This window comes from Cytobacillus sp. FSL W7-1323, from assembly GCF_038595015.1.
In the GTDB taxonomy this organism is placed as follows: domain Bacteria; phylum Bacillota; class Bacilli; order Bacillales; family Cytobacillaceae; genus Cytobacillus; species Cytobacillus kochii.
Map to the genome: position 1 here is coordinate 3,662,501 of NZ_CP151998.1, position 20,998 is coordinate 3,683,498.

General features: G+C 37.9%; 17 protein-coding genes. 10 read left to right on the forward strand and 7 right to left on the reverse strand.

Annotation, left to right across the window (positions count from 1 at the left end; translation table 11 throughout):
• Window positions 1-52: 52 nt before the first annotated feature.
• The 5 genes from MKX67_RS18585 (at window position 53) to yidC (ending at window position 3,976) form a co-directional block, all read left to right on the forward strand.
• A complete protein-coding gene (locus tag MKX67_RS18585) occupies window positions 53-277 on the forward strand; it encodes a hypothetical protein (RefSeq protein WP_095372124.1) in 225 nt (74 codons plus the stop codon).
• A 271-nt stretch (window positions 278-548) separates the two neighbouring features.
• Window positions 549-1,673 carry a Ger(x)C family spore germination protein gene (locus MKX67_RS18590; RefSeq protein ID WP_342488576.1) on the forward strand — a complete coding sequence of 375 codons (1,125 nt, stop codon included), beginning with the start codon at window positions 549-551 and terminating at the stop codon, window positions 1,671-1,673.
• A gap of 489 nt (window positions 1,674-2,162) precedes the next feature.
• On the forward strand, window positions 2,163-2,618 hold the full coding sequence (locus MKX67_RS18595) for a YrvL family regulatory protein (protein ID WP_095372122.1): 456 nt from the start codon (window positions 2,163-2,165) through the stop codon (window positions 2,616-2,618).
• 237 nt (window positions 2,619-2,855) lie between these two features.
• On the forward strand, window positions 2,856-3,188 hold the full coding sequence (locus tag MKX67_RS18600; RefSeq protein ID WP_095372121.1) for a hypothetical protein: 333 nt from the start codon (window positions 2,856-2,858) through the stop codon (window positions 3,186-3,188).
• Between the two features lie 35 nt (window positions 3,189-3,223).
• Complete coding sequence (gene yidC / locus MKX67_RS18605; protein WP_095373619.1) at window positions 3,224-3,976, forward strand: membrane protein insertase YidC; 753 nt, start codon at window positions 3,224-3,226, stop codon at window positions 3,974-3,976.
• A 68-nt stretch (window positions 3,977-4,044) separates the two neighbouring features.
• Here the strand turns inward: yidC and MKX67_RS18610 are convergent, their stop codons facing one another.
• Entirely contained in the window at window positions 4,045-4,578 is a 534-nt protein-coding gene (locus MKX67_RS18610; RefSeq protein ID WP_095372120.1) for a PepSY domain-containing protein, read from the reverse strand.
• Window positions 4,579-5,332: 754 nt separating this feature from the next.
• On the opposite strand from MKX67_RS18610, the gene MKX67_RS18615 reads away from it, so the two are divergent.
• A complete protein-coding gene (locus MKX67_RS18615; protein WP_322910394.1) occupies window positions 5,333-5,935 on the forward strand; it encodes a hypothetical protein in 603 nt (200 codons plus the stop codon).
• A gap of 253 nt (window positions 5,936-6,188) precedes the next feature.
• Here the strand turns inward: MKX67_RS18615 and MKX67_RS18620 are convergent, their stop codons facing one another.
• Window positions 6,189-6,332, reverse strand: coding sequence for a hypothetical protein (locus MKX67_RS18620; RefSeq protein WP_342488577.1), 144 nt, complete (start codon window positions 6,330-6,332; stop codon window positions 6,189-6,191).
• 141 nt (window positions 6,333-6,473) lie between these two features.
• Here MKX67_RS18620 and MKX67_RS18625 point away from each other — a divergent pair, with 141 nt between their 5' ends.
• The 3 genes from MKX67_RS18625 (at window position 6,474) to MKX67_RS18635 (ending at window position 12,055) form a co-directional block, all read left to right on the forward strand.
• Window positions 6,474-6,758, forward strand: coding sequence for a transposase (locus MKX67_RS18625; RefSeq protein ID WP_095372119.1), 285 nt, complete (start codon window positions 6,474-6,476; stop codon window positions 6,756-6,758).
• 71 nt (window positions 6,759-6,829) lie between these two features.
• Complete coding sequence (locus tag MKX67_RS18630) at window positions 6,830-7,915, forward strand: glycosyltransferase family 2 protein (protein ID WP_342488578.1); 1,086 nt, start codon at window positions 6,830-6,832, stop codon at window positions 7,913-7,915.
• Between the two features lie 519 nt (window positions 7,916-8,434).
• Window positions 8,435-12,055 carry a DUF4573 domain-containing protein gene (locus MKX67_RS18635; protein ID WP_342489291.1) on the forward strand — a complete coding sequence of 1,207 codons (3,621 nt, stop codon included), beginning with the start codon at window positions 8,435-8,437 and terminating at the stop codon, window positions 12,053-12,055.
• 601 nt (window positions 12,056-12,656) lie between these two features.
• Here the strand turns inward: MKX67_RS18635 and MKX67_RS18640 are convergent.
• From MKX67_RS18640 to MKX67_RS18655, 4 genes are all read right to left on the reverse strand, one after another.
• Window positions 12,657-13,070: a VanZ family protein gene (locus MKX67_RS18640; RefSeq protein ID WP_341051882.1), complete on the reverse strand. Its 414-nt coding sequence runs from the start codon at window positions 13,068-13,070 to the stop codon at window positions 12,657-12,659.
• 4 nt (window positions 13,071-13,074) lie between these two features.
• Window positions 13,075-13,695: a hypothetical protein gene (locus MKX67_RS18645; RefSeq protein WP_328197445.1), complete on the reverse strand. Its 621-nt coding sequence runs from the start codon at window positions 13,693-13,695 to the stop codon at window positions 13,075-13,077.
• Window positions 13,696-13,799: 104 nt separating this feature from the next.
• Window positions 13,800-13,934 (reverse strand): paeninodin family lasso peptide, encoded by a 135-nt coding sequence (locus MKX67_RS18650; RefSeq protein ID WP_157733909.1) that lies wholly within the window; start codon window positions 13,932-13,934, stop codon window positions 13,800-13,802.
• Between the two features lie 45 nt (window positions 13,935-13,979).
• Window positions 13,980-15,755: an ABC transporter ATP-binding protein gene (locus MKX67_RS18655; protein ID WP_307318094.1), complete on the reverse strand. Its 1,776-nt coding sequence runs from the start codon at window positions 15,753-15,755 to the stop codon at window positions 13,980-13,982.
• Window positions 15,756-15,995: 240 nt separating this feature from the next.
• On the opposite strand from MKX67_RS18655, the gene MKX67_RS18660 reads away from it, so the two are divergent.
• Window positions 15,996-19,388 carry a chitobiase/beta-hexosaminidase C-terminal domain-containing protein gene (locus MKX67_RS18660; protein ID WP_342488579.1) on the forward strand — a complete coding sequence of 1,131 codons (3,393 nt, stop codon included), beginning with the start codon at window positions 15,996-15,998 and terminating at the stop codon, window positions 19,386-19,388.
• 51 nt (window positions 19,389-19,439) lie between these two features.
• On the opposite strand, the gene MKX67_RS18665 is transcribed toward MKX67_RS18660, so the two are convergent.
• Complete coding sequence (locus MKX67_RS18665; protein WP_095372113.1) at window positions 19,440-20,987, reverse strand: oligosaccharide flippase family protein; 1,548 nt, start codon at window positions 20,985-20,987, stop codon at window positions 19,440-19,442.
• Between the last annotated feature and the right edge of the window lie 11 nt (window positions 20,988-20,998).

Below are 20,998 nucleotides of genomic sequence, written 5' to 3' on the forward strand. Positions count from 1 at the left end.
ATGCACCCAATCCCTTCAAAATCATAAGATGCTTTGAAGGAGTGATATCACCATGCCATGGCAACATAAAATTAATTATTTAATTGGCCAACCAATTGGTATCTCATTCACCAATGGTCAAGGGACATCAGGGAAACTTTGTGGTACATCTCAAAGAAAATTATTAGTGATTGAATATTTATATCAATCCCAATTCGCATTAAAACAATATGATTTTCATATGATTCAAGATATAAGTGGGTTTCCATCCTGTCATAACCAACAACCATTATATTGAAGCACAGCCCACATCAGTGGGCTGTTTTTTAAGAGACATTATACATAATCTTTAATTCATCCTGTGCTCGCAGATACATTGGTTAATTAAAATATACATCTACTTCGAAGCACATAATTCTGAGATTAAATACAAAAGCATACCTGGTAAAGAGCATGAAATATGTAAATGACTTTATAATTTATGAATACTTAAGTCCATTTAACGTCACTCTAAGTTAAGATAGTATACCTTAAAGGGGAGAGTTAAAATTAAGAGGATCCTCATTACCATGATTATGTTTCTTTTGTTAAGTGGATGTCAAAAGCCTGTAGAAATTCAATATCAAGCATACGCCATTGGTTTTGGTGTTGACTTTATTGACGAAGAATATGTGGTATATGTTCAATTCTTGGATTTTTCAAATGTAGCTAAGACCGAGAGCAGCTCTATTAATCAAGATAAACCTGTATGGTTGGGTGTAGGAACAGGCAATACAATAAATAAAGCATTAACTAATATTTATAAAACCATGCAAATAAAAATTAATTTTGATCATATCAATAGCTTTATTTTTTCAGAAAATATAATCAAGTATAAACTAAAGGAAACGACTGATTCACTATCTTCGAATTACAACATACGTGTCCATGGGTGGATTTATGGCACTAGTGAAGATTTAGAGGAAATATTGACACTTAAAATGCCTTTTTATTATCCCTATACAAGCAGTATTATTAATCAACCTCTAGACACACAAACACAAGTTTCAGAAGTACCTGCTATTGATGCAACTAAATTTCTTATTGGTTTAGGTGAAGCGACAAAGACTATCTTACTACCACGAATTGAAATAACTAATAATAATGTGAGAAAAAATGAATTGAAATTTTTAGTACCCTATTTTAATGGAGGATATTTTATTAAAGGCGGGAACTACAAAGGTTTTTTAAACTCATCTCAATTAAGTGGTTATATCAAAGCTAATAAGCAGGCAGATGTTGAAAGAAGTTTAATTCAAGTCAATATGGAAAGTAAAAACGATCCTGTTGAAGTCGAACTTAGAGATCCTAAAACGAAATTAACGTTGGAGGAAGACAACTTTCATTCTAAATTCAAGTTAAACATAAAATCCACAATCATTTTAAGGGAGGGAGCCTCCGAAGTAAATCAAGATGCACTTAAACATAAAGTTGAAGATAAAATCAGAGATGAAGCGTTCTTATCTTTAAAATCTGGGAGGGAAAAAGGTATAGATGTATACCTTTTTGAAGATTACCTCTTTAGGCATCATAATAAAATTTGGAAGCAACACAAATTTCAAGACATGTTTAAGAATATTACTGCCGAAGATATAAATGTAGAAATTAAATATTCTCATAGTCCAAATAAAGTATTTAAATCAAGAAGCAAGTAAAAGTGAGTAATTATTCGCTTAAAAGACTCTTACCTATTCATAGGACTTCAATTAAAAGTAATATAAGGGCATAAAGTAAAATAAAGAGAGGCAAAGGTCCTTTGAATGACAAATTTGTATTTTTTTCATCAGTTTCCTTTGCCATCTTCTCCTATGCCAAGTTTCAACTACCTCTCTATATCAAGCACCTAGGAATCCTTTTGTTACATATTGAGCTATTCATTCTTCACTTTCTAGCTTTCAAATAGCCCCTTAAAGTTTTAATTGAGTTATTCCTATAACGGTGTCCGGTAGCAATAGCCTGACTGAGACAAACTATTCATCTGGTACTCATACATTTAATGATGGCCACCCCTTTAGAAATAAAACGGTACATGACCTCCAATGTCTGCTACAAGATTATTACAAAAAAACTAATATAAGTTGGCAAACACTTTAATACAATGTAAAATTTTACATATTAACGAAGTCTATTGGGAGGATGAGGAGATGAAAGACAAACCATCATCAAAGAAAAGTAACTTCAAAAGTATCATTGGGTCAACTATCGCGATAAGCATCATTGTTCTGTTGGTCTTATCATTCGTTCTTGCTCTTTACTTTTTTAGTACTCTAGGAATCTTTCATTTACTTAACATCAAATTTGAATCCTTCCCATCCATCATTTCATTTATTTTGCTTTATTTTCTCATTGGAATCGTATCTGAAATTTTTATAGGAGCTCTCATTTTATTGATGAATCATTCGGGGAAATATACCCTGAAGCAACAGCAGGTTACATCTTTAGTGTTTTCTTTTTTGACAAACTGGGCGATTGTGTCTTTTTTGGATTATGTCATGCATTCCATCCAAATCGGATTGTTCGCTACAATTATTTTAGCTTTGATTTTTTCTTTAATAGAGTATGCATGTGAAGACTTAGGGAAGGATGAGGAAAAAGAATAGACTATAACAACTACCCATTTACTGCTTGCAATCATGAATACTCCCATAACGTAACAGCATTTTTTAGAATGGATGTACCAGAAAAAGAAGCTTGTACTATCTACTTAATATTTAAATATAATAGTCACAAAAAGGTTATCCATAGCCTGTAAGTCTTGCTTCATTTACTTTTCCTTCTGATTCCGTTATGATTATGATGAAAATATGTAAAAGAATTGAAAGGAGGGGAGCAGTCTAATGAGACATTTATCATTTAATCATACCATTCTCTTTGGGATGATATTTGCTGGTCTTTTTGAACTTGATTATCAAACGATTCATGACTTAACCTTAGCTGGTATTGTCTTAACAATCCTACTCCCCGCCTTAACGATATATTTCTTACAACGAAATACAGGCATGCTTTTTTATCGTCTTCAAGAAGCAGACGCTGATTTAATTAACCACTACGCATCTGTTCTTTCTAATGTGCTTAATTGGGCATGTAAACAAAACCGTTTACTTACAGTTCGTCGCAAAGAAAGTCCAGACGATAGCGATGAAGCATTTCTTTCTCTAATGACTAATTAAAACAATCATTAGAGGAGGAAATATTTTTGAAGAAAATGATATGGTTAGTAATTACAATTTCATTGGTTTTAGCTGGCTGTCAAGCAAATGGTGGTACAGACACAGGGTTTTTCCATCATTATTTTGTGCAGCCATTGATCTCTATCATCGACTTTTTTGCAGGCATATTCCACGGAAATTATGGTTGGAGTATTGTGCTAGTGACTTTATTATTAAGGTTGATCTTACTACCTTTAACCGTTAAACAAGTAAAAAGCTCTCAATCGATGAAGGTCAAAATGGAAGCGTTACAACCTGAAATGAAGGCTATACAAGAGCAAATGAACAAAACAAAAGATGAAGCTAAGAAGCAAAAATTACAACAAGAGCTTATTGGTTTATATGCGAAACATGGGGTCAACCCATTGAATATGGGGTGTTTGCCCTTGCTGATACAAATGCCGATTTTGATGGCTATTTATTATGCTATTAGAACATCTCCCGAAATCGCTACCCATGGCTTTTTATGGTTTAGCTTAGGACACGCCAATATTCCAATGGCTATTATCGCTGGTGTCATTTATTATTTGCAATTCAGAGTTTCCCTTATGCAATTACCAAAGGATCAACAACAAGGACCAATGAAAATCATGGGATACCTTTCACCGGCAATGATCTTGTTCATTTCCCTATCTGCACCAGCTGCACTGCCTTTATATTGGTCAGTGAGTGGATTATTCCTTATTATCCAGACATATGTCATCCAGAAAAAATATAAGAAATCACCCGTCGTGCAACCTAGTCTTTAATAATAGGTTAAAAAAAGTCCAATGATTAAATTAATCATTGGACTTTACTATCTGCTGAGGAAAAAAATTTAATCTCTGCCTACTAACTCACCACTTATCGCATTAATAATATAATCGATATCTTCACTACCATCTCTGACTTCGATTTCATACTGCTCTGTTCCATTCTCTACTTCTAATGTCCAACCGCCAATTTCATTACTCGTTTCTGCTTGAACAATTTTCATCGCTTCTGAAGGTGAAAGAATCTCATTTAAAGAAATACCTTGTTCTTCATCCCCTTTTTCAATTGCCTCTTCACTTTGATCTAAAATATCTCCAGTATGTGCATCAATCACAAGCTCATACTCTTTTTCATTAGAAGCTCCAGCCACATCATATTTCCATTGATCCATATCACTATCTAATTCAACTTTTGTAATATAATCCACTTCATATTCTCGCAGAAAGATATCTACGGCATTTTGAAGACTCACTTCAATTTCTTCATCTGCTAGATTAGGTTTATCAATGTTTCCACTCTGAGAATCGCCCTCACCATCGCCACATGCAGTCAAACAAAACAACGTCATTATCGATAATATAAGTAAAAATCTCTTCATCTTTAATCGTTCTCCTTTAACTATTATGTACTTATGTTTTATATTCCCTCTTCTTTCAAATAAAAAACAAGTATTAGATTGTATTCACTTAAAGTTAACCTTTAAGAGTAGGTGAATCAAGTTATTTGTTAAGTTTACTGCTAATAATTGGAGCTAAGATAATGGGATGAACAATAAATTTACGATTACTACTGGAGATATCTCTAGTATGAGCGCTACAGTTCTACTATATTTGCTAAAAAGGGGCAGAAGTAATTGTAACAGATATAGATGATCAAGTAAGAAAAATGCTTAAAAAAATTGAATGTTGCAAATGAGGGAAAGCTAAATGAATCAGACTTAACAGAATCCGATACTTGTACAAAAGAGTTCCTGAGGATAAAACAAATGATGAATAAAAAAAGTCAATGTTGATTAGATGTGAAATTCTTAAAAGTTCAAGCATTAAAGGAGACACAATCGACTGGCTACACTTCATGTTGCAAAAGAGAAGAAGATTCGTATGAATAGAGTCCAGCCAGGTTTCATTGCGATGAACTGGCAACAAACAATTTTAAAAAGATGAACTAATTGCCAAAAAACCGTTAGTCGATGAGGTTATGCTGTTGTACCTAGCTTCTAATGATTCGACTCTTACTACGGGTCGTGTACTAGTTAATAAATGGTCTTTATTTGGAAGAAGTAACCGGTAAATGTACATCTTTCATTTTTATCTCCTTAAGTACAAACCCACTTCCTTCACCACATACATATAATGAAGCGAGTATGGGAGGGATTAGGCCTGAATAGTCAACTAAAGGAGATTTTTGGCTCTGTATTGTCAACTATCGGTACAATTGAAGCAGCTTTAGGAAGTACTCCTCAACTCCCTATCAATGAACAGCTAAAAATTGATTTGCGTTTGCAAGGAAATATACTTCAAGCTACAGGCGAAGCACTTTCCGCTGATGGCCAAGGAACCTATTCACTTGAGCTTATTGGTGATGAAGTCCAAGCTGTTGGCAATTCTCTCGTTATCATTGGCATCCTTTTTGACCCAAATAAGGACTTGAACCAAAGAATAATCATTACTGGTAATTGGTTCCAGGCTTTAGGAAGTTTTGTTGCATTAAGTGATGAGTTTTTTGATTTAACACCCTCGGGTAGATTTTTAAATATAGTTGGTGGCTTCCTTCAAGGAATTGGCAATAGTATGCAAGCAAAAGGAGGGATTGAATCATTAAGAGACAAGAGTAGTGAGAGCGGTGAAGCATTGGGGTTTTATGGTAGTTGGATTCAGGCGATCGGGTCTGTTTTATCACTTATTGGTCAAATGAAAGAAGAGCTTCAAGAAATTGCACTTCATATTAATGAGTAAGTTTATAAGCCTCGTACAAGTAATCATGTTTACCTCTCTTTTTACATATACCTTTAAAGAAAGGATGTGTAAATTCATGAGTGAATTTGTACTTTGCAATAAATGTCAAGAGCTTGTTTATTATCATGAAATACTAATCGTAAAAAGAAAGACCATTTGTATGACTTGTTTAACTAAAAGAGTTGTTCACAAATCAAAATAAGCGGTGTCCCATATTTGATAATTACAAATATGGGATCCGCTTATTTTTTTCTTAAATCTTAAAACCACGCCTTATTTTCAGTTTACAAGAATAGCATTGGTCACAAACACCATCATTATCAATATATTCATTCTTGTCTTCTATTACTTTCTCACATTTAGAGCAAATCCACTGTTGTTGTTTCACTTGTTTCATTACTCTCAGCTCCTTTTCACCTATCATTCGACAAATCTAGGTAAGTTCCTTTTCGTTTTTATATTTTTCGGAAAATAAATGTATCTTTCTTTGAAAAATAACAGAAGCTAATCCTATCACTCTTCTTAGGAGGGTTTTTTAATGGTATTTTTCATTGTATTGATGATTATAATGATTCCTCTTTTAATGGTTTTTGCTAATAAATATTGGGCACCTACACATATTGTGCTAATTTCTTTAGCTACCATTTCCCTTATCGTTTTTGAAAGTATAACAGCTACAACAGTTTATGAAATCATTAGCGAAAACTTAGTATTTATGACAACCGTCCATGTCGTCTTTCTCAACCCTTTATTTTTAATTACAGGGGGATATCTAGGGGTTTTCTTACTTTATTTACTATTTTTAAGACTTGCAATGAAATAACTAATTAGGTTTGAACCCATTTCTTTCACCATTCATATAGTATAAGGATTCTTTATTTGGTGGTGAACGGGATGATAACAATTAGCCTTTGTATGATTGTAAGAAATGAAGAGGAAGTACTTGCTGAATGCTTAAAAAGTGTGTCTGATTTATGTGATGAAATTATAATTGTAGACACGGGCTCAACAGATGAAACAGAGAAAATCGCTAAAGAGTTTACTGAACATCTTTTTCACTATGAATGGACAGATGATTTTGCCGCAGCAAGGAATTATGCTTTTGAGCAAGCTACACAAGATTATATTCTCTGGTTAGATGCAGACGATATACTTTTACCGGATGACAGACAAAAAATGAAAGACTTAAAAGGAGCGTTATCTTTTGACGTAGATGCTGTCGCAATGCTCTACCATTTAGCCTTTGATGAGGAAAATAAACCAACCTTTAGTTCTCGTAGACATCGGTTAGTTAAAAGAGACCGACATTTCAAGTGGCATGGTCCTGTCCATGAATATTTGGAAGTCGGGGGCCATATTATTGAGTCAGATATTGCCATTAAGCATAATAAAAGTAGGAAACAAACACATCATGAACAAAGTGACCGCAATATTAAAATATACGAGAAAAGGTTAGAAAAGGGTGAGGAGTTTTCACCAAGGGATTTGTTTTATTTTGCAAATGAACTAAAAGACCATGCTAGATTCGAAAATGCAATTGCCTATTATGCACAATTTTTACAGAGTAAAAAGGGATGGGTGGAGGATGAAATTAGGGCATGCTTATCTATAGCTGAATGTTATAAACATTTAAATATAGAAGAAAGTGAGCTTGAGGCACTCATTTTAACCATGAAGTTTGATACACCAAGACCCGAAGCCGCTTGTAAAATTGGTGATATTTATAAAGGAAAAAATGACTTTAATAAGGCCATTTTTTGGTATCAATTAGCAACTACGCTCGAGGAACCGACTCATTTTAATTTTAAAGATGAATCTTATACTACCTGGTACCCACATATTCAACTATGTTATTGTTACTGGCAAAATGGTAATGAAAATCAATCATATTTCCATCACTGTAAAGCAAAAGAGTACCGACCCAATGATTCAAGAGTCAATCATAACGAGCTTTTTTTCAAAGAATATTACATCAAATAAGCAATGTGAGGATAATGATTCCCACATTGCTCTTTTTATCCAATTTGGTGAATGGACCAAACAATGGGTAAAGTCCCTGATCCCAGATTCAAGCTAATTGTAAGCCCATTTGCATTATAGAATAAACCCACAGTATCTCCCGCATTTAAAGTCATATCACCTGAGAGAGTAACTGTTCCAGAACCCAATATAGTTCTCAGACTCAATAATAAAACAATATTCACATCTAGAATAGGAAATACACCAGTAATTAAATCAGTTGAAGTAGATATTCTTCTAACACTAAAAGTCGGACTAACTCCTGCACCGATAGCTATAGAAATAGTGGTAGTTGTTTGATAATTAATTGTTGCCTTAATAGAATATCTCCCTGTATTTGGTACTGTAAAAGTACCTGTAGTAGCATTAAAACTTGCACTACTATAGCTAGGCGAAGCAATATTCCAATTAGCAATTTGTTGCGAAGCACTAATCCCACTTAAGTTTGTTCTAGCCGAAAAACCGACAATAGGTACTGAAATGCCTGATGGACCAGTTACACCTGTGATTCCTGTCACTCCTGTTGGACCCGTGATCCCGGTAGATCCTGTTAGGCCAGTCAGACCTGTTACTCCCGTTGGGCCGGTTGTTCCTGTGAACCCTGAGGATCCTGTTAAACCCGTTAATCCCGTTAGACCGGTTGGTCCGATTGAGCCTGTTGAACCGGTTGGGCCCGTTAGTCCCGTAGGTCCTGTTAAACCCGTATTTCCTGTTGTTCCTGTTAAGCCGGTTGTTCCCGTTAAACCGATTGCTCCTGTGATCCCTGTTACTCCCGTTAGACCGGTTGGGCCTGCACTCCCCGTGATTCCTGTCGCTCCAGTACCACCCGATACTCCGGTACTTCCCGTGATACCGGTCACCCCTGTTGAACCCGTGACCCCCGTGGCTCCAGTTAGACCTGTTGCTCCACTCAAGCCTGTTGGACCTGTTAATCCGGTCAAGCCTGTTGGACCCGCTGTTCCTGTGATTCCTGTTGGTCCTGTTAAACCGGTGACTCCCGTCAAGCCGGATGGGCCTGTGGTCCCCGTCGCTCCTGTTAGCCCAGAATTTCCTGTCGCCCCAGTCAAACCGGTTACCCCTGTTAGGCCAGTTGATCCACTCAAGCCTGTTGGACCCGTTGTTCCTGTGATTCCTGTTGGACCTGTTACTCCGGTTAAACCTATTGCTCCGGTGATTCCCGTTAGTCCTGTAGTTCCTGTCGCCCCTGTTAGACCCGTTACTCCCGCTATGCCTGTTGATCCAGTCGAACCTGTTACTCCAGTTACCCCTGTTAGACCCGTCGTACCGGATGAACCGGTGATTCCTGTTGAACCTGTAGCTCCTGTCAAACCGGTTGATCCAGTTAAACCAGTTACTCCAGTCGAGCCGACTGACCCAGTAATTCCTGTGGTTCCTGTTAAGCCCGTTGAGCCAGTTAGACCTGGGATTCCCGTTAGCCCTGTGGTTCCTGTGACACCGGTTGAACCCGTATTTCCGGTCGTCCCTGTTAGACCTGTTACTCCTGTTAAACCTATTGCTCCGGTGATTCCGGTCGCTCCTGTTGAACCCGTAGCTCCTGTCAAGCCGGTTGTTCCTGTAATTCCTGTTAAACCTGTCAAACCTGCTGATCCTGTTATTCCTGTCGCTCCTGTTGGACCTGGTGCTCCAGTCAAGCCGATTGAACCCGTAATTCCTGTTGTTCCTGTTATGCCCGTTGCACCAGTAATTCCGGTGATACCGGTCACTCCTGTTGAACCTGTTACTCCGGTTAAACCTATTGATCCTGTTATTCCCGTTAGACCCGTCGTGCCGGATGAACCGGTGATTCCTGTTGAACCTGTAGCTCCTGTCAAACCGTTTACACCGGTTAGTCCAGTTGATCCGGTCAAGCCAGTTGGACCAGTTGTTCCTGTGAATCCTGTTAGACCTGTTACTCCAGTCAAGCCGATTGAACCCGTAATACCTGTTGTTCCTGTTATGCCCGTTGCTCCAGTACTTCCGGTGATACCGGTCACTCCTGTTGAACCTGTTACTCCGGTTAAACCTATTGCTCCTGTGATTCCCGTTAGCCCTGTAGTTCCTGTCGCCCCCGTTAGACCCGTCGTGCCGGATGAACCGGTGATTCCTGTTGAACCTGTAGCTCCTGTCAAACCGTTTACACCGGTTAGTCCAGTTGATCCGGTCAAGCCAGTTGGACCAGTTGATCCGGTCAAGCCAGTTGGACCAGTTGTTCCTGTGAATCCTGTTAGACCTGTTACTCCAGTCAAGCCGATTGACCCCGTAATTCCTGTTAAGCCCGTTGATCCAGTTGCACCTGTCACTCCTGTTGATCCAGTGATTCCGGTCGATCCTGTTAGACCTATTACTCCCGTTGCGCCAGTTGAACCCGTGATTCCGGTCGTCCCTGTTAGACCTGTCACTCCGGTTAAACCTATTGCTCCGGTAATTCCTGTTACTCCCGTTAGACCTGTATTTCCTGTACTACCCGTTACTCCGGTATTCCCTGTGAGTCCTGTCAATCCTGTTAAACCTGTGATACCCGTTAGACCGGTGATTCCAGTTGCACCTGTTAACCCCGTTGATCCGGTTGGACCCGTCGAACCTGTTGATCCAGTTACCCCTGTTAGACCTGTGACTCCGGTTAAACCTATTGCACCAGTGATTCCGGTTGACCCTGTTAAACCCGTTACTCCCGTCAAGCCAGTTGGGCCTGTGATCCCCGTCGCTCCTGTTAGCCCAGTGGTTCCCGTAGTCCCAGTAAAACCGTTTACACCGGTTAGACCAGTTGTTCCTGTCAAGCCGGTTGGTCCCGTTATCCCTGTTAATCCTGTTGTACCAGTTGGACCTGTGATTCCGGCCGCCCCTGTTAGACCTGTTACTCCCGTCAAGCCGGTTGAACCGGTGACTCCGGTGGATCCTGTTAAACCCGTTACTCCTGTCAAACCGCTTGACCCCGTAATTCCTGTTGCTCCTGTTAAGCCTATTGAGCCAGTTGGACCCGTTAGACCTGTATTTCCTGTGTTACCAGTTGAACCAGTAGTTCCAATGATTCCTGTCGGTCCAGTACCTCCTGGGATACCTGTCACTCCTGTTGAACCCGTAGGCCCCGTCAAGCCAATTGCTCCGGTGATTCCTATTGCGCCCGTTGAACCTGTGGCTCCCGTTAGACCCGTCGAACCGATTGAACCTGTCACTCCGGTTACACCCGCCAAGCCTGTTGGACCCGTGACCCCTGTCACTCCTGTTGAACCAGTAGTTCCCGTTATTCCTGTTGTTCCTGGTAAGCCCATTGAACCGGTGATTCCGGTTGATCCTGTTACTCCCGTCAAACCGATTGAACCTGTGACTCCTGTTGCTCCTGTTAAACCCGTTATTCCTGTTACTCCGGTGTTGCCAGTGGTTCCGGTACTCCCTGTAAGACCCATTAAACCAATTGGGCCTGTGATTCCAGTAGGTCCAATCATTCCCGTTGAACCTGTGACTCCTGTCAAACCAGTAGGACCGGTTGAACCCATTATTCCAGTCTCGCCTATTGGCCCAGTGTTGCCTGTTGCACCAGTACTTCCCGTCACACCTGAAACGCCCGTAGCCCCTGTCAAGCCTGCGACTCCTGTTGCACCTGTTAATCCTATTTCTCCAGTTAGACCCGTGACACCGGTATTTCCTGTGCTCCCAGTGATACCTGGCGTGCCTGTGGGACCAGTAACGCCTGTGACTCCTGTTTCTCCAGTTGTTCCCGTCACCCCTGCGCTACCTGTTAAGCCAGTAGGTCCAGTCATTCCCGTTACTCCTGTCACACCATTAGGGCCGGTGGTTCCTATTGAACCAGTTACGCCAGTGGCTCCGGTTAATCCCATCACTCCAGTAGGACCGGTGATACCTGGCGCTCCAGTTAAACCATCTACCCCTGTTAGACCTGTCACTCCAGTAGCTCCAGTTAGACCGGTGGCCCCCGTTATACCAGTGATTCCCGTACTTCCAGTTAAGCCTATCGCACCAGTCATACCCGTTGGTCCAGTTGCACCTGTTATTCCTGTCTCACTGCCTGGTGGACCTGTTGGACCTGTTGCCCCTGTAGGACCCGTTATTGTTAATCCGCTTCTCCCAGGTATTCCTGGATAACCCCTCGGACCCATTGCACCTGTCGACCCTGTTGCGCCAGTCATACCTGTTACTCCGGTAACTCCTGTTGCACCCGTTACCCCTCTTCTGCACCATCTACACATCCGACAATTACATCTTTGATTACAAGCATGAGGGATATTTATTTCACCAGCTGCTCCTTCACTTACTTCTCTCAAGATTGGAACTAATATGGGATCTTGTAAAATCTCAGCCAAGAGTCTAAGAGACTCACCAGGAATCTCATGAATTTCCGGTGAAAATTCACCTATTCTATCCGGAAACAGCAATTGAAAAAGATATGTGAGCCTCTCTTCTACCTCTTCAACATCGAATAGGCCTTGGTCATACATATTACTTAACAATAGCCTCAATTGATTGATTTCCTCGATGATTCTCACATATCTCAAATTTCCTCTCTCCCTTATAGATTTTAATAAACTTTTTATCTATTTATTTTATATTCGTTTCATATTCAATTACCTATATGCTATTCCCATTAAAGTATTCTGTTTGTGTATTCGCCTGTAAAATAGACATTTGTAACAAAATAAACGGAATAAAGAAGCTTTAATTGAAGAGAAGAAATGGACACTGCAATTCACCACTTATACCTTTTCTTAACAATATAATAAACAATGAAAATACCGATAAAGTTCTTAAAAATATCAACAAAAGAGAAAGAACGATAAGGAATATATAATTGATGAATTTCATCAATCAGACTATAAAGTAAAGACAAAATGAAACAAACAATCATTTTCTTTTTTGTAAACTCTCCATTAGGATTGGCCTTAAAGGTAAAGATAAGGAAAATAAATAAAATGCCAAACTCGATAAGATGCAATAATTCAAAAACAGTGCCGAGAATTACTAATATAGGAAAATCTAGTCTATAAGCATATATTTCAATTAATTGGGGGTTAAAATATTCAGATTGAAGCCAAATGAAAACCATATAACCAATCGTCATGAGCATCCAACTAACCTGTTTTCCGTATCTCCAAAGTACCAATGATTTACCCCCTAAGAATACGCACAGCTTTATTTTTCAATCGGTTTAATCCTGATCTGAAGAAATATTTCCACAACAATAATTTATTTCTCCGCAAGAAAAGTGATTGTATGATTGTATCATCCTTCATTATTTGTTCTATCTGTATTACAACTGGAATAAGTGATGCTTCTGATCTGACAGTTTGTTTATCGACCCGTATCATTCGTCGACCAACAGACATTTTTAAAAGTCTATATAACTTTTTTTCTAATATAGCTATATAATATTTCGGCTGATGAAGAAGGGCATGATCATAAATGATTTCAAAAAAATGAAAGAAATAACCTTGTCTATGATAATCTTTATGTAAGCATAGTTTATCTATCTCCCATACCCGATCCTGTTGTTGAAAAATAGATGGGATTTTAGAAAAGCGAAAATACCTTTCTACTTCCACTTCTTCATGATAAGGAATAAATTCAATCGTACCGATAACGGTCGGGTCTCTTTTAGATAACAATAGTTGATACCTCTCGCCTGTTTGTGCATAAGGGTCTTTATGCCAACCATTTCTCTCACAAAAATATTCCCATGTAGCAGCAAAAGCCTCTTGTTCCTTCTGACTAGTTACTTTTTTAAACATATACTCACCACCTAAATAAAAAACGCAGAGCGCCCTGAAATAAACAAGTTAATCTCTTTTCTAGTAAAAAATCCTTATGTACAAAAGTACATAAGGACATTTCCTCAACTGTAGATATCTGTTTCCGGCTCTGGATCAGCAGGATCCTTAGGATCCTTTCCTCCCCCATGTCCTCCACCTTTCATGGTCATTTTTACATCTAGTACTTCCAGTTTTACTTCTCCCCACGGCTTTTTCATAAAATCACGAATCCTTTCTATTTTTTCTTTAGGAAAAGGAAATATTTACATTGCCTCCACCTGCCTCTGTAACAGTTGACTAAATAACTGGTTCTTATCTTTAGATAATTGAACAAATTCTCCGACTTGAACAACTTTACCTGCATCTAACACGATTACTTGATCGGCATCTCTAATGGTGGAGAGGCGATGAGCAATTACTATGATTGTCATTTTTCCTTTTAATTGTTCAATACTCTCTTGAATGTTCTTTTCATTTTCGGTATCTAAACTACTCGTTGCTTCATCAAGTATAAGAATTAAAGGATCTTTCAAAATAACTCTTGCTAAAACAAGCCTTTGTTTCTCACCACCAGATAACTTTATTCCTCGATCGCCAATGTAAGTTTCTAAAGATTCAGGTAATTTTTTCACGAAATCAGCTGCTGAAGCAAAGGACAAGGCTTGCCATAGTTCTTGATCTGTCGCATTCGGGCGAAGTAGTAGCAAGTTTTCTCTAATCGTACCGTTAAATAAGAAAGGCTCTTGAGAGACATAACCAATGCTCTGCCTTAATAAGGCAAGCGAATGATTGCTAATCTTTTGTCCATCAATATACAATGCGCCTTCCTGTGGTTGATTTAAGCCCATCAGTAAATCCACGAATGTACTTTTACCCGCACCTGATTTGCCGACAATTGCTGTCATCTTTTTTGATGGGATTGTTACATTAATATCCTTTAAGGCATATTTCTCTTTAACGTAGCGAAAAGACACCTGTTGATAAGTAATACTGTTCTCTAATTTGAGTTTTTCATCTGATGAAATAAGTTCCTCGCGAGCTTGTTTACATTCACTTTGTAATAATTTTACCGCTTTAAAAGATGGGATAGCTGTTGTTATTTGTTCTAAAGAGGATTGAATACCTGCAACTCTCGGCCAAAGGCGAGAAAATATAACAACAATTAGTAATAGTGTTGCTGATTGAGCTTGAAATAATTGAATAGATAGATAAACAAAGACCGCGATGAATACAGCTAATGAAATTTTATAATTCAACTGTGAACGTAATCTCGTATTCATATAATTCACTTGCTCTTCTTGCATTTGAGCCGTCATTTCACCAGCCCAGCGTAGTTGTGCTTCTTCTAAATGGTTAGATTTAATTTCCTTGATTCCCCCTAATTGGTCTGTTATTCCGGCTAGGAATTTTTTACCTAACGTATAATTTTGTTTACCAAAAGCTTGTGTCAGCTTCAAATATTTCCTGTTCATATAAATGGCCACCATGCCAAGCAAAAGAACAAAGCTTGTAATATATGGAGACAGAATAAACGCCATGCCAATTTGCACGCAAGCGAAAATCAGATTCGTACATAATTGTAAAATAGACCTCGTACCACCACTTGTTTTAGCAATCTCGGTTAGCACGGTATGGATTAAATCGGAACTGCTCTTTTTCAGGAAAAAAGACCAATTACTCAACAATATGTCCTGATAGATACTCATTCGTAAATGTGTCAAAAAACCCATTTGTATGCGCGTATGCTTTATCATCACAGCTTTTTCAATAAGATGATGAACAGCTACAATGACAACAAAAATCAGTAAGATCAACGGCAGTACTACACTAGATGGTACATACTCGAATAAGGAAAAAGAGGATAAAAAGGAGTTTTCTAAGCCGAAATCGACCATACCGGTAAAATGAATCAATGGGATTAGTAAAAGGATAGCTAATCCATCTAAAAGACTGACAATTGTAACTGCTATTAAGCTAGCGAATAGTCTCCAACCAGCGTATTGGTAAACTTGTTTTAAAAAATAGATAATATCCTTCAAGTAACCACCCCTTGTTCCTAAAAAGAACATTTATATTCTATATAACGAACTATCATTATCAAATTACAATGATTCACCACTAGACGTCAATAAAAATTAGGTTAAACGAACTATGTTTAATTACATTCATAATGGTTTACACTGATTTCCTCATCTAAAGTACTATTAAACACAAATATATAGTAAAAAAGCGACAGTACGCGCATAAGATAACCTATCTAGAAAAGGAGGCGAGAAAAAGTGATTTTTATTATCAAAGATTATTTCGAGAATAATGCACCAACGATTAAGAATTACGATACCGCGATGATTCGTTTAAGAATAACAAATTTACATCCAACCACTTCGTTGTCATTTAACATTCACAACATCACGATTACCGTTAGGGCAAATGAAACATTCGAGGGAAACTTTGCTCCGTTTAACACGCTCTCTGTGCAATCATCTGTCCCTTTTAGATGTTATGTAAGTTCTTGGTTAAATAATGACGAACTCAAACCTGAGCCTGAATCACCTCCAAGAAATGTAGAAAACTTAATGATTCATCAAGTAACTGCTACTAGCGTTACGTTACAATGGGACCCACCTCTTTATCATGATGGAATTACCTCTTATGACATTTCTCAAAATGACCAATTTAGAGAGAATGTCGTCAATCCTTCTGTCACTTTAGCAAACTTGTCCCCATCCACCTTTTATACTTTTACCGTACAAGCAAAAAATGAAGCAGGTCAAACCTCTACAGGGGTTAGCATTACCGTAACTACCTTAGAATTAGACGAAACACCACCTACTTTAACGGTGACACCTAGTGGCTTTTTTTCACAATCACACGAAATTACTATTACTTCAAGTGAACCAGCGACGATCTATTATACTTTAAATGGAGACGAACCCACTTCAACAAGCCCGGTTTATTCAGGTCCATTTATAATTACTGAAACCACAACCTTACAGGCTTACGCAATAGATAATACTGGAAACAAGAGTGCGCTACAATCTGCCTTATATCAAAAAATTGGCATTCAAACTGAGGGTATTATTCTTCATTATGACTTTACCAACCGTTCCGGGGAAACGAATAATTCTATTAGTGATACGATTCATGGGGTCGTTGCTTCCTTAATAGGTCTTTCACATGATGGAGTGAGCGATGGTTATGTGACAGATCAAGGTTTATTAGTCAATCGCGAGGATTATGTAGAAATACCGACAAATGCCTCCCCACTGAATCAACTCATTACTTTTGAAAATGGATTAACTATCCAAATGGCCAGCTTCAACACAAATGGATCGCACTGGAAAACAGTAGATGGGAAATTCACAGCTGCACGCTCAGATGTATTTATTCCGTATTTGACTACAACAGGACAGCAAAACACAAGAGCAATTAATTCATATTGGTTTAAAGATGAACAAGGACAAAAGAAAAGTTATCAGGATTGGCTAAACCCTATTGATTCACATGCGATTAATCTCTTTACACTCAGATTTAATACCGATCAAACAGCAAGTCTCTTTATCAATGATGCAATCAATGATAATGGTCCAAGACCTGTACCTAATGATTTTGCTAGTACCGTAAATGCGCTTATTCAATCACCACTTCAATTAAGAAAGGACTTTGTCGCACACAATCAAGCACCTGAAATCATTGTGGCTTTTGCAATTTATAATCGCGCATTAACGGATGAGGAAGTAAAAAACAATTATGACTATTATCAGCAAACAGAACAATTAATTGGCATTTCTGCGTTACCACAAACCATCTCTTTAGCCATTGGTGAAAGCCAAAAGTTATTTATTGAAGCCATTCCAAGTCAATACACTTCAGACCTCACCCTTGATTTTCAAAGTAATAATGAACAAATAGTAGAAGTAGATAACAGAGGCCGTATAAAGGCATTAACCGCAGGGACGACGTCCGTAAATGTAATGGCTGCCTACGAAGAACAGAGCTTTACGACAACTATTCCTATAGATGTGCAATTATCTCCCTCTCTCCCCCCATCTAATCGGACGATCACCGAGATTGTTATTAATAAGAAGAAGGAAACGATGGTTGTTGGTGAAGCGACTGTATTGATGGCGACTGCATTATCAGAAGGATTACCTTTTGATGTGCTAAATGATAATATTGTCTTCTGGGAAAGTGAAAATATTCATATCGCCACAGTACAATATGGAGTGGTTGAAGCACTTACGAGCGGTACAACGACTATTACTGCTTATGATAGTAGTAAAACAATTGCTGCAAGCTTTACTTTGACTGTATCTGAACGAGCGGAGCAACCGATTGAGGAAGCCGACATTTTGTATGTGAATGCAGAACAATATGATATACATTTGGATGAAACAAACGCTCTCGCAACTACTAACGGGATTCAAGCAGCATTTGATGATGCCTTACTGGGCCCATATAAAAAAGTCATTTTCCCCTACGGCCATTATTTAATTAATCCAACTGTTAGAACATTGTTTCCTCCGACTAATATCATCATTGATTTCAGTGATAGTAAGATTCAAATTGAAGCAAGTGAAAAGACAAAAACTGGGTACAGAATGTTCTATTTTACTAATCTTGAAAATACCAAACTCTTAAACGCCCATATTTATGGCGAAAGAAACGATACAACTGTTGCAGAATCTACTGAAGGTTGCCTGAGTGTGCTCATTGATGATTGTAAAAATGTCTCCTTTGAGTCATGTACGTTTAATCAATCACCAGGATTTAATTTCATCACTGGAACAATTCATAACCGTGAGCTCGGAGAAGTGAAAAGTGATACGGTTGTTAGCTGGTCACATTTTGAACCAGGAGATATAGATGATCAAGGGAATGCGCGTGCAGAAATAAACAATCATCGTTTTCGCTCATCTACCTATTTAAATATTTCAGGACTGGGTAGTTATTATTTGTTAGGTTACACTCAAGGTTATCAAGGGTTCCGTTATTTACGATCCAGACTGTATTCTATATACTTTTACGATGAAAATCACCTATTCATTTCTTCCCAAACTTATAATCTACAATTTTACAATTATGATAAGCCACAAGCGGCAAAATGGGTCAAAATTGTCATTTATCAAGAAGCCCCCCCTGCAGATGGCGATACCGACTTTAATGGCGCAGTCGCTTTTCTTCGTACCATTGGCATGCCAAGACAATGTAAAATTAAAAACTGTCATTTTGAAGAAAACACCAGCACAGGACTTGCGATGTGTGGTGGTCAAGAATGGTTAATTGAAGGAAATACATTTGTTAATAATAAAGGACGAACACCAGGCTGTGACATTGATTGGGAAGATGGCTGGGATGCAATGGCGTTGGATGTTGTTAGGTATAACCGTTTTACTTCGCCTCTAGGTATTATCTTAAGTGCTGGTAGCAGTTTAGCTATTTATGAAAACGAATTTACTATGTCAACAATGAAGGCATGGGGAAGAACACAAAACTTTAGAATTTATAATAATATTTTTATGGGTAAAGGCGCAATCACCAATGACTTTAGTACGCAGGCAGAATCCATTCTCGCCAGAAATATATTTACCGATGGTGCCGGTTTTACCACTGGTAAAGAACATGAGAATGGATCCTATCAAGTTCACACTTACCAGAATACTACTATTTAAAAATCCAATATCACGTCTAGGACTAGACAAGAATCACCTAAAATATTGCTGCTAAGAAGAGAGCATTCTATCTCTTCTCTTCGCTTGCAAGCGTCTTAGTATAGTCAAAACCATTTTTAAAATATATTGGAATTCGTCCGTTCGGTAAAATACGATTATATATAATAAATTAGGCAGCACTAAACTTACAAATAAGTAAATAAGAAAAGTAGAAAAACTGACAGGAGAAAACTGCATAAGAATGATTTTCGTTAATAAATAAGCTACCAATCCTATCAACATAAGAGACAAATAAGAAGTAAAATATTGTCTTACTGGTAGCTTAAACAATTTTTTATAGACCACATAGGGGGTAAACCAAAAAGGAACGAAAAGAGCACTAAGGAAATGCCCTAAAAATATGCCAGTAATCCCTAGAAATTGTACAAGGACAAGTGCAAATATTAAGCTGATTCCTGCTTGTAATAGCGGTGCATATTGATCTTCTCGAAATAAACCCGCTGTTGTTTTTATTGCTGATATAGAATTTCGCATGCCACGTTCATAGAACGTCAATAATAGAATGACGAGTAACGCTTCTTGATAAAACAAGAAGTCGCTTCCTAACCAGATTCTTATAAACGGCTCCAATGTAAATGCCAATACAATGGTTAACGAAGAATACAGCCAAAAATTTACTAGACGATAACATTTATAAATCGCTATGATCTTCACCATTGATTCATTAGCCACGAGATTGCCAACACTATGATACACATTACTAAATACCTGGTTAATAAACGTACGAGCAATATCAATGACCATTTTATAATTCGAATAAATTCCAACAGCCACTAAGCTAACAAAGGATGCAATCAGAAGATGCTCTGTCCCGAATAATAAATAATTCCCTATGTTTTGAATAACAATCGCCTTCACGTTGGTAGTGATTTGTCCCTTTGTTATTTCATCTAATTTACCCTCCACCTTCTCGCGCAAATATGGGTACATTCGATTGACCATCACAGCAAGGATAATGGAATTGGCAATTGTAATAACACTATCAATTATTAAATAAAGTAAATAATTTTGAGTATAAGATAAAATAGCTATTTTCATTACGGCCGTTACTATCGATGAAACTGTGTAAACAGCTGTAACAATATAACCACGCTGTGCGACATTCAGAAATGAATTTTTATGAATGTAAAAATAGGGAGCAACTGTATTAAGCAAAAAGATAAAGTAAATGAGTTCTACATCCTCAATATTCGCCCCTTTTACAAAAAAATCAAGGAACGGAAAAAGCAATAAACCGAGTACGAAGACAATTGCTGCAATAACCATATACGCTTGACGATAAAATTTCATAAGAATGCGGATCTTCATATAATCATTGTCCGCAACAGGCTTATATAAACTGTACATAATGCTAGCACCTAGTCCTGCTTCAGCGAGCGTAAGCATCGCTAAAAGATTCGTAAACAAACCATTAATCCCTAAATATTCTACACCTAATGTTTGGATAAAAATTGTTCTTGATAAGAAGCTTAACATGGTAATAATCAACTGATTGGTTAAACCTGCTGTTATATTAATTAGAGAGTAGCGTGATCTCATTTTGTCCCCTT

Excerpts from the sequence above, each read along its gene's own strand:
- MKX67_RS18585 (WP_095372124.1), top strand. The coding sequence starts at position 53 with ATGCCATGGCAACATAAAATTAATTATTTAATTGGCCAACCAATTGGT.
- MKX67_RS18590 (WP_342488576.1), top strand. The coding sequence starts at position 549 with ATGATTATGTTTCTTTTGTTAAGTGGATGTCAAAAGCCTGTAGAAATT.
- MKX67_RS18595 (WP_095372122.1), top strand. The coding sequence starts at position 2,163 with ATGAAAGACAAACCATCATCAAAGAAAAGTAACTTCAAAAGTATCATT.
- MKX67_RS18600 (WP_095372121.1), top strand. The coding sequence starts at position 2,856 with ATGAGACATTTATCATTTAATCATACCATTCTCTTTGGGATGATATTT.
- yidC (WP_095373619.1), top strand. The coding sequence starts at position 3,224 with ATGATATGGTTAGTAATTACAATTTCATTGGTTTTAGCTGGCTGTCAA.
- MKX67_RS18610 (WP_095372120.1), bottom strand. The coding sequence starts at position 4,578 with ATGAAGAGATTTTTACTTATATTATCGATAATGACGTTGTTTTGTTTG.
- MKX67_RS18615 (WP_322910394.1), top strand. The coding sequence starts at position 5,333 with ATGAAGCGAGTATGGGAGGGATTAGGCCTGAATAGTCAACTAAAGGAG.
- MKX67_RS18620 (WP_342488577.1), bottom strand. The coding sequence starts at position 6,332 with ATGAAACAAGTGAAACAACAACAGTGGATTTGCTCTAAATGTGAGAAA.
- MKX67_RS18625 (WP_095372119.1), top strand. The coding sequence starts at position 6,474 with ATGGTATTTTTCATTGTATTGATGATTATAATGATTCCTCTTTTAATG.
- MKX67_RS18630 (WP_342488578.1), top strand. The coding sequence starts at position 6,830 with ATGATAACAATTAGCCTTTGTATGATTGTAAGAAATGAAGAGGAAGTA.
- MKX67_RS18635 (WP_342489291.1), top strand. The coding sequence starts at position 8,435 with ATGCCTGATGGACCAGTTACACCTGTGATTCCTGTCACTCCTGTTGGA.
- MKX67_RS18645 (WP_328197445.1), bottom strand. The coding sequence starts at position 13,695 with ATGTTTAAAAAAGTAACTAGTCAGAAGGAACAAGAGGCTTTTGCTGCT.
- MKX67_RS18650 (WP_157733909.1), bottom strand. The coding sequence starts at position 13,934 with ATGAAAAAGCCGTGGGGAGAAGTAAAACTGGAAGTACTAGATGTAAAA.
- MKX67_RS18665 (WP_095372113.1), bottom strand. The coding sequence starts at position 20,987 with ATGAGATCACGCTACTCTCTAATTAATATAACAGCAGGTTTAACCAAT.